Source organism: Streptomyces sp. NPDC001204, assembly GCF_053598035.1.
Genome location: NZ_JBSFJL010000002.1, coordinates 361,873 through 374,787 on the forward strand (window position 1 = coordinate 361,873; position 12,915 = coordinate 374,787).

At 70.2% G+C, this 12,915-nt stretch carries 10 protein-coding genes; all 10 read left to right on the plus strand.

Features of this window, described 5'->3' with window-relative positions; genetic code table 11:
• Positions 1-58 precede the first annotated feature (58 nt).
• The 10 genes from folC (at position 59) to ACWC91_RS04545 (ending at position 12,850) form a co-directional block, all read left to right on the plus strand.
• Entirely contained in the window at positions 59-1,576 is a 1,518-nt protein-coding gene (gene folC / locus ACWC91_RS04500) for a bifunctional tetrahydrofolate synthase/dihydrofolate synthase (protein WP_450639803.1), read from the plus strand.
• Between the two features lie 6 nt (positions 1,577-1,582).
• The gene (locus tag ACWC91_RS04505) at positions 1,583-1,945 is read left to right on the plus strand and encodes a DUF4233 domain-containing protein (protein ID WP_225075144.1); all 363 of its coding nucleotides are present in this window, start codon (positions 1,583-1,585) and stop codon (positions 1,943-1,945) included.
• Positions 1,946-2,009: 64 nt separating this feature from the next.
• The gene (gene ndk / locus ACWC91_RS04510; RefSeq protein ID WP_225075143.1) at positions 2,010-2,423 is read left to right on the plus strand and encodes a nucleoside-diphosphate kinase; all 414 of its coding nucleotides are present in this window, start codon (positions 2,010-2,012) and stop codon (positions 2,421-2,423) included.
• A 313-nt stretch (positions 2,424-2,736) separates the two neighbouring features.
• Positions 2,737-3,756: a rod shape-determining protein gene (locus tag ACWC91_RS04515; protein WP_100566843.1), complete on the plus strand. Its 1,020-nt coding sequence runs from the start codon at positions 2,737-2,739 to the stop codon at positions 3,754-3,756.
• A 160-nt stretch (positions 3,757-3,916) separates the two neighbouring features.
• Positions 3,917-4,858, plus strand: coding sequence for a rod shape-determining protein MreC (gene mreC, locus ACWC91_RS04520; RefSeq protein WP_450639805.1), 942 nt, complete (start codon positions 3,917-3,919; stop codon positions 4,856-4,858).
• Positions 4,859-4,872: 14 nt separating this feature from the next.
• Positions 4,873-5,550 carry a rod shape-determining protein MreD gene (mreD, locus tag ACWC91_RS04525; RefSeq protein ID WP_225075141.1) on the plus strand — a complete coding sequence of 226 codons (678 nt, stop codon included), beginning with the start codon at positions 4,873-4,875 and terminating at the stop codon, positions 5,548-5,550.
• A 124-nt stretch (positions 5,551-5,674) separates the two neighbouring features.
• Positions 5,675-8,005: a penicillin-binding protein 2 gene (gene mrdA / locus ACWC91_RS04530; RefSeq protein ID WP_225075140.1), complete on the plus strand. Its 2,331-nt coding sequence runs from the start codon at positions 5,675-5,677 to the stop codon at positions 8,003-8,005.
• Entirely contained in the window at positions 8,002-9,201 is a 1,200-nt protein-coding gene (gene rodA, locus ACWC91_RS04535; RefSeq protein ID WP_225075139.1) for a rod shape-determining protein RodA, read from the plus strand. The genes mrdA and rodA overlap by 4 nt, the downstream gene beginning before the upstream one ends.
• A 60-nt stretch (positions 9,202-9,261) precedes the next feature.
• Positions 9,262-10,776 (plus strand): CYTH and CHAD domain-containing protein, encoded by a 1,515-nt coding sequence (locus tag ACWC91_RS04540; protein WP_450639808.1) that lies wholly within the window; start codon positions 9,262-9,264, stop codon positions 10,774-10,776.
• Between the two features lie 94 nt (positions 10,777-10,870).
• Entirely contained in the window at positions 10,871-12,850 is a 1,980-nt protein-coding gene (locus tag ACWC91_RS04545; protein ID WP_450639809.1) for a TIGR03960 family B12-binding radical SAM protein, read from the plus strand.
• Positions 12,851-12,915: the final 65 nt, after the last annotated feature.

A 12,915-nucleotide genomic window follows, 5' to 3' on the forward strand; every position in this document is an offset into this window, starting at 1 on the left:
CACGCGACTCCGGGGGCCTTCGCCCACGTATGTCGGCGACCCTCCGTACACTGGCCCCGTGAGTGAGCTCCCCCCGGACAGCAGCGGCCAGCCAGACCCTCTCGACACCTTCGACGAGATCATCGCCACGGAGACCGAACGCGACCCCGATCTCGCGGTCATCGAGGCCGGCAGCCGCACCCTGCGGACCCAGGGCGGCCCGTCGCAGGCGGACGTAGCCGGGCGCCCGGAGGACCCCGAGGTCGACAAGGCGCTGCGCGAGGTCGAAGGGGAGCTGGCCACCCGCTGGGGCGAGACCAAGCTGGAGCCCTCGGTCAGCCGGATCGCCGCGCTGATGGACGTCCTGGGCGAGCCGCAGCGGTCCTACCCGTCCATCCACATCACCGGCACCAACGGCAAGACCTCCACCGCCCGCATGATCGAGGCCCTGCTCGGCGCCTTCGAACTGCGCACCGGCCGGTACACCTCCCCGCACGTGCAGTCGATCACCGAGCGGATCAGCCTGGACGGCGCGCCGATCTCCGCCGAGCGGTTCGTCGAGACGTACCACGACATCAAGCCGTACGTGGAGATGGTCGACGCCTCGCAGGAGTACCGGCTGTCCTTCTTCGAGGTGCTGACCGGCATGGCGTACGCCGCCTTCGCCGACGCGCCGGTCGACGTGGCCGTCGTGGAGGTCGGGATGGGCGGCAGCTGGGACGCCACGAACGTCATCGACGGTGACGTCGCCGTGGTGACCCCCATCGACCTGGACCACACCGACCGCCTGGGCACCACGCCCGGCGAGATCGCCGGGGAGAAGGCCGGCATCATCAAGCAGGACGCCACGGTGATCATGGCCCAGCAGCCGGTGGACGCCGCGCAGGTCCTGCTGAAGAAGGCCGTGGAGGTCGACGCGACGGTCGCCCGCGAGGGGCTGGAGTTCGGTGTCGTGGCCCGCCGGGTGGCCGTGGGCGGGCAGCTGCTGACCCTGCGCGGCCTGGGCGGCGACTACACCGAGGTGTACCTGCCGCTGCACGGCGCCCACCAGGCGCACAACGCCGCCGTGGCGCTCGCCGCCGTCGAGGCGTTCTTCGGCGTCGGCGCGCAGCGCGCCCAGCCGCTGGACGTGGACACCGTGCGCAAGGCGTTCGCGTCCGTCGCCTCGCCGGGCCGGATGGAGGTCGTACGGCGCTCGCCGACCGTGGTGCTGGACGCCGCGCACAACCCGGCGGGCGCGCGGGTGACCGCCGAGGCGGTCCGGGAGGCTTTCGACTTCAGCCGGCTGATCGGGGTGGTCGGGGCCAGCGGCGACAAGAACGTGCGCGGTCTGCTGGAGGCCTTCGAGCCGATCTTCGCGGAGATCGTGGTCACACAGAACTCCAGCCACCGCGCGATGGACGCCGACGAGCTGGCCGCGCTGGCCGTCGAGGTGTTCGGCGAGGAGCGGGTCCAGGTCGAGCCGCGGCTGCCGGACGCGCTGGAGGCCGCGATCACGCTCGCCGAGGAGGAGGGCGAGTTCGCCGGCGGCGGTGTGCTCGTCACCGGCTCCGTCATCACCGTCGGTGAGGCCCGACTGCTCCTGGGGAGGGGCTGACTTCTCGTGCGTACGCTGTGTTCCTCGACCCTGATCGGCGAGTTCTTCGTCATCGGCTTCGCCGCGCTGGTCGCGATGAAGGACCCCGGCCTGTCCATGGCGACCGTGTGGACGGTCAGCGGCATCGCGATGCTGCTGTGCCTGCTGCTGTGCGGCGTGGTGACCCGGCCCGCCGGTGTGGTCCTCGGCTGGGTGCTTCAGTTCGCGCTGATCGCGTCCGGCCTGGTCGTGCCGATGATGTACTTCCTCGGTGCGGTCTTCGCGGCGCTGTGGTGGGCGTCGGTGCACTTCGGACGGAAGATCGAGGAGGCCAAGGCCAGGTTCGCGGCCCAGGCCGCCGAGGTCGGCCCTCCGGCTGACGCTGCGTGACAGGAGCGGCGACACGCCCTGTAACCTCGTCCCACCGCACATCTGCCAGGAGAAGGAGCCACCCGTGACCCAGCGCACCCTCGTCATCCTCAAGCCCGACGCAGTCCGTCGTGGCCTGACCGGCGAGATCATCAGCCGTATCGAGCGCAAGGCCGGCTGGCAGATCACCGCGCTGGACCTGCGCGCCCTGGACACGGAGACGCTGGAACAGCACTACGGCGAGCACAAGGGCAAGCCCTTCTACGAGCCGCTGGTGGCGTTCATGTCGTCCGGCCCGGTCGTGGTCATGATCGTCGAGGGCGAGCGGGTCATCGAGGGCGTGCGCGCGCTGGCCGGCCCGACCGACCCGATCGCCGCCGCTCCGGGTTCGATCCGCGGCGACTACGGCGTGATCGTCCGGGAGAACCTGATCCACGCCTCCGACTCCGAGGAGTCCGCCGAGCGCGAGGTGAAGATCTTCTTCCCCGGCCGCGGCTGACCCCCGAGCGCCCTCCCCGGCCCCGCCGAGCTGACGCTCTGTCAGCTCGGCCGCCCGCCTGACCTGGGCGGCCGCACGAACCCGGTCGCCCGGTGGCATATGCGGTGCCGATCGGGGGAACGAGTGCCCCCGATGGACCGTCTCCAGAAGCGAGGCGGTACGCCATCTGCTGACAATGGCGAAGACCCTCGCGCAGTGTTCGTGCAGGCGCGTCTACGATGGAAGCCTTCACGTCACAGCACCCACCTCGCCGTACCTGAAATGCCGTCAAACGCTCCCAGGGAAGGCCAGACGAATCCTGATGGGGAACTCAATGTCGTTCATCGGCCGTGACATGGCTGTCGACCTCGGGACCGCCAACACGCTGGTGTACGTCAGGGGTCGCGGGATCGTACTCAACGAGCCGTCCGTCGTCGCGATCAACACCAACACCGGTGGGATCCTTGCGGTCGGCGCCGAGGCGAAGAAGATGATCGGGCGCACGCCGGGCAACATCGTCGCCGTGCGTCCGCTCAAGGACGGCGTGATCGCGGACTTCGAGATCACCGAGCGGATGCTCCGCTACTTCATCCTGAAGATCCACAAGCGGCGGTATCTGGCTCGTCCGCGCGTCGTCGTCTGCGTGCCCTCCGGTATCACCGGCGTCGAGCGCCGCGCCGTCATCGAGGCCTCGTCCCAGGCCGGCGCGCGCCAGGTGCACATCATCGAGGAGCCGATGGCCGCGGCCATCGGCTCCGGCCTGCCGGTCCACGAGGCCACGGGCAACATGGTGGTGGACATCGGCGGCGGCACCACGGAGGTCGCGGTCATCTCGCTCGGCGGCATCGTCACCGCCCAGTCCATCCGCGTCGCGGGCGACGAGCTGGACAACGCCATCATCCAGCACGTCAAGAAGGAGTACTCGCTCCTGCTGGGCGAGCGGACGGCCGAACAGATCAAGCTCACGATCGGTTCGGCGTACGACCTCGACTCCGACGAGCACACCGAAATCCGCGGCCGGGACCTCGTGTCCGGGCTGCCGAAGACCGTCGTCATCTCGGCCGCCGAGGTGCGCAGGGCGATCGAGGAACCGGTCAACGCGATCGTCGACGCGGTCAAGACCACCCTCGACAAGTGCCCGCCGGAGCTGTCCGGCGACATCATGGACCGCGGAATCGTTCTGACCGGCGGCGGAGCTCTGCTGCGCGGCCTGGACGAGCGGCTGCGCAGTGAGACCGGCATGCCGATCCACATCGCCGAGGATCCGCTGGACAGCGTGGCGCTCGGCTCGGGCAAGTGCGTCGAGGAGTTCGAGGCACTCCAGCAGGTCCTGGACGCCCAGCCCCGCAGATGACACAACTCAGCGACTCCGCCGTACGAGATGATCTTCTCTCGTGCGGCGGATCGTTGATATAGAGGCATAAGCTCCCGCAAACGGGCCCCTTGGATTTGCGCGCAGACCGCGCTTCGCCGGGGCCACCCGATTCCTATGAGGAAGGGCACGGCCGCCGCACGTGAGGGACACGAAAGAGAGCCGGCTGCTCCTGGTGCTGCTGATCGCCATCGCGTTCGCACTGATCACGGTGGACATCCGCGGCGGGGAGAACTCCCCGGTGGACGGCGCCCGGCGGGCCGCCGCCACCGTCTTCGGCCCGATCGAGAACGGCGTGTCGGCCGCGGTGAACCCGGTCGGCGACGCGGTCTCCGCGATCCGCGACTCCGGCGAGCGCCACGACCGGCTCGCCGCGCTGGAGAAGGAGAACGCCGCCCTCAAGGCCGAACTCGGCAGCGACGACCGCAAACGCAGCCGTCTCACCCAGCTGAACAAGATGCTGAAGCTGGCCGGCGACGGCCAGTACGGCATCAAGGGCGCCCAGGTCATCGCCATAGGGGCGTCCCAGGGCTTCTCCTGGACCATCACCATCGACGCCGGCGCCGCCGACGGCATCCAGCGCGACATGACCGTCCTCAACGCCGACGGACTGGTCGGCCGCGTCACCACCGTGGGCCCCAGCACCTCCACCGTGCTGCTCGCCAACGACCCCGACTTCACCGTCGGAACCCGTATGGAGGGCAGCGACGAACTCGGCTTCGCCTCCGGCCAGGGCGACCGCCCCCTGCGCGTGCAACTCCTCAACGGCAAGGCGGACGTGAAGAAGGGCGACCGCCTGGTCACCTTCGGCTCCCAGGGCGACAAGCCCTTCGTGCCGGGCGTCCCGGTCGGTGTCGTCTCCCGCGTCGACCCCTCCGGCCGCGACCTGACCCGCACCGTCTACGTCACGCCGTTCGTCGGCTTCACCAAGCTCGACGTCGTCGGCGTCGTCGTCCAGGCCCCGAAGAAGGACCCGCGTGACGAGGTCCTGCCGCCGAAGCCCAAGCCGACCCCGACGCCCACGGTGACCGTGACGGTCACCCCGTCCGCCGACGCCTACGCCAACGACTATCCGCAGCAGTAGGAGCTTCACGTCCCATGCGCCCCAACCGGATCCTGCTCTCCAGCGCGCTGGTCGTCGTCGCCCTGGTGATCCAGGTGAGCGTCCTGTCCCGGCTGCACCTGCCCGGAGCCGTCCCCGACCTGCTCCTGCTCACCGTCCTCGGCCTGGCCATGGTCTACGGCCACGTCGGCGGCGCCCTGGTCGGCTTCGGCGCCGGACTGCTCGCCGACATCGCCCCGCCCGCCGACCACGCCGCCGGCCGCTACGCCCTCGTCCTGTGCGTCATCGGCTACCTCGCCGGACTCATCAAACCCGAGACCGGCCAGGTCAAGTCGGCCACCGGCCCCATGGCCGTGGTGGTGGCCGCCGCCATCGGCTCCACCCTGCTGTACGCGGGCGTCGGCGCCCTCGTCGGCGACACCGCCGCCCGCCATGTCGGCCTGGGCGGACTGCTGCTGACGGCAGCCGTGTACGACCTGCTGCTGGCCCCCTTCGTCGTGCCCGGGATCATGTGGCTGGCCAGGCGCGCGGAGAACGATCCGCTCGCCGACTCCGGCTCCGCCGCCAAGAAGACCGACATCTCCTCCGGCTGGCTCTCCTCCGGCACCGGACTGAGCATCGGGGGCCGGCGCGGCGCGCTCGGCAGTCTGAAGGCCAAGGCCCGCACCCGCACCACCCGGGTCGGCCGCATCAAGGGGGTCAAGCGGCTGTGACAGCACGGCAGTCGGCCGCCCTGCCGGCCGCACAGGTCCGTTACACGCACTGAGAGGGGGAGGCAGCACCCGTGACCGCCCACCCGTCTCCCACCACCACCCTTCCAAGGACTGGGCTTCGCCCATGACAAACATCCCTGAGACCGGTCGGACCCCACGCGTCCAGACCCGGCTCGTCGTCATCCAGATCCTCGTTCTCTCCCTGCTCGGCACGCTCGGCGGCCGGCTGTGGTACCTCCAGATCCGCGAGGGCGCCCAGTACCAGAAGGAGGCCTCCGGCAACCACGTCCAGCAGGTCGTCCAGCCCGCCGTGCGCGGCTCCATCCTGGACGCCCGCGGTGTGCCGCTCGCCGACAACGAGACCCGGCTGGTGGTCTCCGCCTCCCGCACCGACCTGCTGAAGCAGAAGGACGACGGCAAGGCGGTCCTCACCAAGCTCGCCGGCGTCCTCGGCATGGACGTCGACGAGGTCATGATGAAGGTCCGGCTGTGCGACTCCAAGACCCCGCAGCCCTGCTGGAACGGCTCGCCGTACCAGCCCATCCCCATCACCGACGAGGCCACCCCCCGGCAGGCCCTGCAGATCCGCGAACGCGCCGAGGACTTCCCCGGCATCACCGCCGAACCCGCGGCCGTGCGCCGCTACCCCGGGCCCGGCAAGTCCAACTCCGCTCAGGTACTCGGCTACCTCTCACCGGTCACCGACGACGAGATCCAGAAGGCCAAGGACACCGACTCGCCCTACCTGCGCTCCGACATGGTCGGCCGCTCCGGGCTGGAACGGCAGTACGACAAGGAACTGCGCGGCAAGGCCGGCGTCACCCGCTACGAGGTCGACAACCTCGGCCGCGTCATCGGCAAGGCCCAGTCGGACGCCGCCGAGTCCGGCTCCAGCCTGGTCACCAGCATCGACTCCCGCGTCCAGCGGATCGCCGAGTACGAGCTGGACAAGGCGATGAAGGCCGCCCGGGCCCAGTGGGACAAAATCACCGAGAGCAACTACAAGGCCGACTCCGGGGCCGTCGTCGTGATGGAGGCCAAGACCGGCCGCATCGTCGCCATGGCGTCCGCCCCCACGTACGACCCGAACGTCTGGGTCGGCGGCATCTCCGCCAAGGACTACAAGGCGCTCACCGGCAAGGACTCCGACTACCCGCTGCTCAACCGGGCCATCCAGGGGCAGTCCGCGCCCGGTTCGACGTTCAAGGTGGTCTCCACGGCCGCCGCGGTCGAGGCCGGCTACGACTTCAACGGCAACTACCCCTGCACCAGCTCCTACTCGGTCGGCAACCAGGTCTTCAAGAACTTCGAGGGGGAGAGCTTCGGCCCGATCTCACTCGGCCGGGCCCTGGAGGTCTCCTGCGACACCGTCTTCTACTACCTCTCGGACAACGAGTGGAAGAAGGACGGCGGCATCAACCCCAAGAAGGGCAAGCCGAAGGACTACTTCTACAAGGCCGCCCACCAGTTCGGCCTCGGCAAGGAGACCGGCATCGACCTGCCGGGCGAGGTCACCGGCCGCGTCCCCGACCGCCAGTGGAAGCAGCGGTACTGGGAGGCCAACAAGGACGCCTGGTGCAAGACCGGCAAGAAGGACGGCAGCTACGTCGAGAAGATCGCCTACGAGAACTGCCTCGAGGGCAACAAGCTGCGCGAGGGCGACTCGATCAACTACTCCATCGGCCAGGGCGACACCCTTCTCACGCCGATCCAGGAGGCTGTCATCTACGGCGCGATCTCCAACGGCGGCACCATGTACACGCCGAGCATCGGCAAGGCGATCGTCAGCTCCGACGGCAAGCACGTCACCGAGATCAAGCCGAAGTCCCACGGCAAGCTGCCCATCACCAAGGCCACCCGCGACATGATGGACCAGGCCCTGGCCGGCGTGGCCACCCGCGGTACCGCCGCCTGGAAGTTCGCCGGCTGGCCGCAGGACAAGATCCCGCTGCACGCCAAGACCGGTACCGCCGAGGTCTACGGCAAGCAGACCACGTCCTGGCTGGCCACCTACAGCAAGGACTACACGGTCATCATGACCATCGCCCAGGCCGGTACCGGCTCCGGCGCCTCCGGTGAGGCCGTCCGCAACATCTACAGCGCCATGTACGGCGTCCAGGCCGACGGCTCCATCGACAACAAGAAGGCCCTGCTGCCCACCCCGCAGAAGAGCCTGCCGCAGATCCGGCCCGACGGCTCGATCGCCGCCGCGAAGGTCCCCGCCGACCCGGCCAAGGACCAGGAGGAGATCGCCAAGCAGGCCGCCGAGCAGGCCGGGCAGGGCGGCGGTACCGCGCCGGGCGACCAGCAGGGCGGCACCACCGCGAACGACCAGCAGGGCGGCACCGCACCGAACGACCAGCAGCCGCCGGCGACCACCGCCTCGCCCCCCACAGGCAACCGCGACACCCGCAGGCGCCAGCGCCGAAGGGGAAGCCGGAGGATGACCGCATGACCGGCGCGAACAGCTTCTCCATCTCCGGGTACGGCCCTGAAAAGGGCGGCTGGACACGGGTCTTCGCCCGCGACTCGGCCACCCGCCGGCTCGACTGGCCGATACTGTTCTGCGCGCTGGCGCTGTCCGCGATCGGCGCCGCCCTGGTCTACTCCGCCACCCGCAACCGCACCGGCATCAACCAGGGCGACCCGTACTACTTCCTGATCCGGCACCTCATGAACACCGGCATCGGGTTCGCCCTGATGATCGGCACCGTCTGGCTCGGCCACCGCACCCTGCGCAACGTCGTGCCCATCCTGTACGGACTCTCTGTCCTCGGCGTGCTGCTGGTGCTCACCCCGCTCGGCGCCACCATCAACGGCAACCGCAACTGGATCGTCCTCGGCGGCGGCTTCTCCCTCCAGCCCTCCGAGTTCGTGAAGGTCACGATCATCCTGGGCATGGCGATGCTGCTCGCGGCCCGGGTCGACGCGGGCGACAAGATGTACCCCGACCACCGCACGGTCCTTCAGGCGCTCGGCCTCGCCGCCGTACCGATCATGGTCGTGCTGCTCATGCCCGACCTCGGCACGGTCCTGGTCCTGCTGACCATCATCCTCGGCGCGCTGCTCGCCTCCGGCACCTCCAACCGCTGGGTCTTCGGCCTGCTCACCGCCGGTGTCGTCGGCTGCATCGCCGTCTGGCAGCTGCACATCCTGGACCAGTACCAGATCAACCGGTTCGCCGCCTTCGCCAACCCCAGCCTCGACCCGGCCGGCGTCGGCTACAACACCAACCAGGCCCGCATCGCCATCGGCTCCGGCGGCCTGACCGGCGCGGGCCTCTTCCACGGCTCCCAGACCACCGGCCAGTTCGTCCCCGAACAGCAAACCGACTTCGTCTTCACGGTCGCGGGCGAGGAACTCGGCTTCCTCGGCGCCGGCCTGATCATCCTGCTGCTCGGCATCGTGCTCTGGCGCGCCTGCCGCATCGCCCGCGAGACGACCGAGCTGTACGGCACCATCGTCGCCGCCGGAATCGTCGCCTGGTTCGCCTTCCAGTCCTTCGAGAACATCGGCATGACCCTGGGCATCATGCCGGTCACCGGCCTGCCCCTGCCCTTCGTCTCCTACGGCGGCTCGTCGATGTTCGCCGTCTGGGTGGCGGTCGGACTGCTCCAGTCGATCAGAATGCAGCGGCCCATGTCGGCGTAGCGGCGGCGACCCGCGCCCGGACCCCTGCCGCCGGGGCCGGACCCGCACTAGATTCGGGTCATGGCGGACATGAGGGCGAAAAGGGAGATCGAGCGGAAGTACGAGGCCGGCGACGGCGCACTCCCCGACCTGACCGGCGTCGGCCCGGTGGCGGCCGTCGTCGACCAGGGCGTCGCCGAACTCGACGCCGTCTACTACGACACCCCCGACGAACGCCTCACCGCCGACGGACTCACCCTGCGCCGCCGCACCGGCGGCACCGACGCCGGCTGGCACCTGAAGTTCCCGGTCAGCCCCGGCGTGCGCGACGAGATCCACGCCCCCCTCTCCGACACCGTGCCCCCCGCCCTCGCCGGACTCGTCCGCTCCCGCGTCCGCGACGCCGAACTGCTCCCACTGGTCCGCATCCGCTCCCGCCGCGGGATCAGCCACCTCGTCGACGCCGACGGCACCCCGCTCGCCGAGGTCGCCGTCGACGCCGTACGGGCCGAACGGCTGACCGGTCACGGCGGCGCCGCCCAGTGGACCGAGATCGAGGTGGAACTCGCCGACGACGGCGACCCGGCGCTCCTCGACGCCGTCGGCAAACGCCTGCGCAAGGCGGGCGTACGCCCCTCCCCGGCGGCCTCCAAACTGGCCCGCGCCCTGACCGAGACCGCCCCGCCCGACCGCCCCCGCCCCACGGCGGCCGGGCACGCGGCCCCCACGACGGCCGGCGACCACGTCCTCGCCTACCTGCGCACCCAGCGCGACGCCCTCGTCGCACTCGACCCCGCCGTACGCCGGGACGAGTACGACTCCGTCCACCAAATGCGCGTCGCCACCCGCCGCCTGCGCAGCGCCCTGCGCACCTACCGCAAGGTCCTGGACCGGACCACCACCGACCCGGTCCGCGCGGAACTGAAATGGCTCGGCACCGAACTCGGGCTCGGCCGCGACCAGGAAGTCCTCGCCGAACGTCTCACCGCCGGCCTCGACGACCTGCCCTACACCCTGATCACCGGCCCCGTCCGCACCCGGCTGCGCACCTGGTCGCAGACCGCCCGCAGCGACGCGCGCCGACGCCTCCTCGCCGACCTCGACAGCGATCGCCACCTGGCCCTCCTCGACACACTCGACGCCCTGCTGGCCGACCCGCCGCTGCGCCCGGCCGCCGCCGGGAAACCGGCCAAGGTGATCACCAAGACCGTACACAAGGACTTCGCGGCGCTCTCCGCCCTGCTCCGGCACGCCCTCGACCTGCCGCCCGGCCACGACCGCGACCTCGCCCTGCACGAGGCCCGCAAGAAGGCCAAGGCCACCCGGTACGCGGCCGAGGCGGCCGTACCCGCCCTCGGCGATCCGGCCGCCGGCCTGGTGAAGGCGGCGAAGTCGCTGCAGAGCCTGCTCGGCGACCACCAGGACAGCGTCATGGCCCGCCGGACCCTGCGCGAGCTGGCCGGCCAGGCGCACGAGGCTGGGGAGAGCGCGTTCACGTACGGGGTGCTCCACGGACGCGAGGAGCGGAGTGCGGCCGAGCTGGAGGCGCGGCTGCCGGAAACCTGGCGGGCGATCGAGAAGGGGACGTCCCTCTGAGCGCTCCCGCGACCGCCTTCCGGGCGTTCGGGACAGGTCCGGGACCGGGTTACGCTTGGTGGTCCCCCCTGTCAGCTCACGAAGGTCCGTCGAGATGCCTGCCGAAGCCGCCGAGACCGTCGAGTCTGTGTTCCCGCAGCTCGAAGCTCTGCTCCCGCATGTGCAGAAGCCGATCCAGTACGTCGGCGGAGAACTCAACTCCACGGTCAAGCCCTGGGAGTCCTGCGACGTCCGCTGGGCGCTCATGTACCCGGACGCCTACGAGGTCGGCCTGCCCAACCAGGGCGTCATGATCCTCTACGAGGTCCTCAACGAGCGCGAGGGTGTCCTGGCCGAGCGCACCTACAGCGTGTGGCCCGACCTGGAGGCGCTGATGCGGGAGCACGGCGTCCCGCAGTTCACGGTGGACGGCCACCGTCCGGTCAAGGCCTTCGACGTCTTCGGCCTGTCCTTCTCCACGGAGCTGGGCTACACGAACATGCTGACGGCCCTGGACCTGGCCGGAATCCCGCTGGAGGCCAGCGACCGCACGATCGACGACCCGATCGTGATGGCGGGCGGCCACGCCGCCTTCAACCCCGAGCCGATCGCCGACTTCATCGACTGCGCGGTCATCGGCGACGGCGAGCAGGCGGTGCTGGAGGTCACGGAGATCATCCGCGCCTGGAAGGCGGAGGGCCGCCCGGGCGGGCGCGAGGAACTCCTCTTCCGCCTGGCGAGGACGGGCGGGGTGTACGTGCCCGGCTTCTACGACGTCGAGTACCTCCCCGACGGCCGTATCGGCCGCGTGGTCCCCAACAAGTCGGGCGTCCCGTGGCGTGTGTCGAAGCACACGGTGATGGACCTGGACGAGTGGCCGTACCCCAAGCAGCCGTTGGTGCCGCTGGCGGAGACGGTCCACGAGCGCATGTCGGTCGAGATCTTCCGCGGCTGCACGCGGGGGTGCCGCTTCTGCCAGGCCGGCATGATCACCCGCCCGGTGCGCGAGCGCTCCATCACGGGCATCGGCGACATGGTGGAGGCCGGTCTGAAGGCGACCGGCTTCGAGGAGGTGGGCCTGCTCTCCCTGTCCTCGGCCGACCACTCGGAGATCGGCGACGTCGCCAAGGGCCTCGCCGACCGCTACGAGGCCGACAAGATCGGCCTCTCGCTGCCCTCCACCCGCGTGGACGCCTTCAACATCGACCTGGCGAACGAGCTGACCCGCAACGGCCGCCGCTCGGGCCTCACCTTCGCCCCGGAGGGCGGCTCGGAGCGCATCCGCAAGGTCATCAACAAGATGGTCTCGGAGGACGACCTGATCCGCACCGTCGCCACGGCCTACGGCAACGGCTGGCGCCAGGTGAAGCTGTACTTCATGTGCGGTCTGCCCACGGAGACGGACGAGGACGTCCTCCAGATCGCCGACATGGCGACCCGCGTGATCCAGAAGGGCCGCGAGGTGTCCGGCTCCAACGACATCCGCTGCACGGTCTCGATCGGCGGCTTCGTCCCCAAGCCGCACACCCCGTTCCAGTGGGCGCCCCAGCTCTCCTCCGAGGGGACGGACGCCCGCCTGGAGAAGCTCCGCGACAAGATCCGCGGCGACAAGAAGTACGGCCGCTCGATCGGCTTCCGCTACCACGACGGCAAGCCCGGCATCGTCGAGGGCCTGCTCTCCCGGGGCGACCGCCGGATCGGCGCCGTCATCCGCGCGGTCTACGACGACGGCGGCCGCTTCGACGGCTGGCGCGAGCACTTCTCCTACGACCGCTGGATGGCCGGCGCGGACAAGGCCCTCGCCCCCTTCGGCGTGGACGTCGACTGGTACACCACCCGCGAGCGCACCTACGAGGAGGTCCTCCCCTGGGACCACCTCGACTCCGGTCTCGACAAGGACTGGCTCTGGGAGGACTGGCAGGACGCCCTCGACGAGACCGAGGTCGAGGACTGCCGCTGGACCCCCTGCTTCGATTGCGGGGTATGTCCGCAGATGGACACGGCCATACAAATCGGCCCGACTGGCAAGAAGTTGCTTCCTCTGACGGTCAAGAACGCAGGTCCGGCGCCCGCTGCGAGTGGTCACACCCACTGACGTGAGCGAGGCACTCGATCGGGTGATTGAGGCCCTGGCGGGGGCGAGTGAGGACGAGGTGGCTG

Coding starts and splice junctions, on each gene's coding strand:
- ACWC91_RS04515 (WP_100566843.1), top strand. CDS start 2,737: ATGTCGTTCATCGGCCGTGACATGGCTGTCGACCTCGGGACCGCCAAC.
- mreD (WP_225075141.1), top strand. CDS start 4,873: ATGCGCCCCAACCGGATCCTGCTCTCCAGCGCGCTGGTCGTCGTCGCC.
- mrdA (WP_225075140.1), top strand. CDS start 5,675: ATGACAAACATCCCTGAGACCGGTCGGACCCCACGCGTCCAGACCCGG.
- rodA (WP_225075139.1), top strand. CDS start 8,002: ATGACCGGCGCGAACAGCTTCTCCATCTCCGGGTACGGCCCTGAAAAG.
- ACWC91_RS04540 (WP_450639808.1), top strand. CDS start 9,262: ATGGCGGACATGAGGGCGAAAAGGGAGATCGAGCGGAAGTACGAGGCC.
- ACWC91_RS04545 (WP_450639809.1), top strand. CDS start 10,871: ATGCCTGCCGAAGCCGCCGAGACCGTCGAGTCTGTGTTCCCGCAGCTC.